2 protein-coding genes are annotated in these 2,165 nt (G+C 29.7%); both read right to left on the minus strand.

Going from position 1 to position 2,165, the window contains the following annotated elements; genetic code table 11:
* Positions 1 to 574 (minus strand): DUF4230 domain-containing protein (locus tag HMPREF1117_RS03110; RefSeq protein WP_000493215.1); only part of this gene is annotated, 574 nt, incomplete at its 3' end.
* A 261-nt stretch (positions 575 to 835) separates the two neighbouring features.
* The gene (locus HMPREF1117_RS03115) at positions 836 to 2,152 is read right to left on the minus strand and encodes an ISL3 family transposase (protein WP_001059646.1); all 1,317 of its coding nucleotides are present in this window, start codon (positions 2,150 to 2,152) and stop codon (positions 836 to 838) included.
* Between the last annotated feature and the right edge of the window lie 13 nt (positions 2,153 to 2,165).

A 2,165-nucleotide genomic window follows, 5' to 3' on the forward strand; every position in this document is an offset into this window, starting at 1 on the left:
CTGTAAATTCTATAGTTACTTTTACTTCAGAATCCATTGAAGAAAATATTGTTTTATAATAATTGATTGCAGATTCTTTAATTTCACTCTTAAATTTATCTAAATACTCTGCTTGTTTATCACTAGAAAGTTGGTTAGCGACCAATTTCCCAGTATCAATATCTTCTGTAGTTCCACTTAATAACTCTCCATGACTATCATATAAATCATAAGGATTATCTTTTGAAAGTTCAACACCAATTACTTCCAATTTTGGAACAATAACCTTATATTCTTTTTCGCTTATTTGTTCAACCTTTACACTACTTTTAATTCCAAATTTAGCTTTATAATTTAAAATTACTAATGCTGCTTTTTTAGAGAACGGCACATCAAACCCAAAAACTTGAGTTGTTTTTGTTTCAGAAATAATTTCATTAATTCCCGCATTCAAAAATACAACTTCATTCACTTTTTCAATACTTTCGATATTAATTGACGATTTGACTTCTGATTTATGTTCCTTAGGTAAGAAAAATAGCACTCCAATAGCTATAATAGCTATTAATACCACATTCAATAGTACACTAAACATATTAACTTTCTTCTTTAATATAGACAAGATAAAAAAACCTCACTTTAAATAATCTATCTAAATTTTACACATTCTAAAGAAAATAGTCAATATTTTTTCGTACTATCTTCTAAAATTAATTGTGCCTATTAAAAATGAAATTAGTTTGTTGCATTTGATTATATTTTTTGAACACCAAATCCATTTAAAATTGAGTGCTATTTTGAGCACTAAAAAAGGGCTCTTTGTCAAATAGTGTTGATGAAGAAATTTAGGAAGGGATTAAGCAACTAATTGTTGCTTAATTCCTTTTTGTTTTGGGCCAAACATTTTTGTTATTAAAATAATCCTATTTCTAAAATGGTAATAGTTTCTAAAGCCGTAGGCATTTCTTTTAAGCACTTTTATTTTATTGTTTATTCCTTCAATAGGGCCATTTGTTCTAGTTGGATACTCACAAGTATTTTGAATATATGGCAAGTAAGTCATAAGAGTCTTTAATACTCTTTTTAAACCAGGAGATAGGTCTAATTGCGTAGCTGCTTCAATCGTTTCCTTGAATTCTATATAATCTCTATCCTGTATACATTCACGAAGTGAATGTACAACCTCATAATCATTTTTAAGAGATGGATTTTTTTCTAAGATATAATCTACGATTCCTTTACTTGTTATGAAGCTTTCAAAAAGCTTATAACGATTATATTTATAGTTCTGAAGTTCATTAGAGTTCTTTAAAATTAACTTCCAATAATGTTTTAACTTTCGATATAATTTAGAGTCTTTATAGCGATGCTTATTCATGACACGTACCCGAGTTCGATTTAATTCTCTATTTAAGGCTTGTACGATATGAAAAGGATCAATGATAATTTTAGCGTTAGGAAACATTTCTTTTATTAATTGAATGTACGGTAAGTACATGTCGATGGAGATAGTTTTTACCTTTAATCTAGTCTTAGGCTCAAAACGATGAAAATACTTTTTCAAGCTGTAAGATTTTCTATCTCGTACAACATCGACCAGCTTGTGTGTAGTGCTATCACAAATAATGAAGCTCATATTACTATCGGAAGATTTGACGGATTTAAATTCATCAAAACACAAATGCTCAGGTAAATCGTGTAATGGTTTAATCTTTAGTAAACGTGTTGTATCATCTATGATACGTCTTACCGTATGAACTGAAACATTTGTTTCTTTTGCGATATAGGTTTCAGATACTGTTTCACTTATTTTTGATTTAATTTCATTTTTTAAGCGTTTAGAGATATGACAGTGTTTTTCTACGATTCGACTAGTGTCTGCGGTAAATGAAGAGCCGCATTCTCTACAGAGAAATCTCTGCTTGCGTAGATTTAAGTAGGCCGCTAGGCCTGAAACAGAACAGAGAGTGATACGAGATGTTTTCGTGCCGTTTTTAACGATATTATTATTTCGGCTAACACACCCACAAACGGTACAAAATTCTGGTTTATGCGTATAAGTAGCTGCATAAAATAAAGATTTTCTCTTTTTAAATATCTTCTCTTGAACTTTATTATCCCAAATAATGTTTTTATCTTTGATTTGTAGTGTAGCTTCTAGTATATTGTTCATATGGTCATCATCC

It is taken from the genome of Streptococcus sp. SK643 (assembly GCF_000259505.1).
Lineage (GTDB): Bacteria > Bacillota > Bacilli > Lactobacillales > Streptococcaceae > Streptococcus.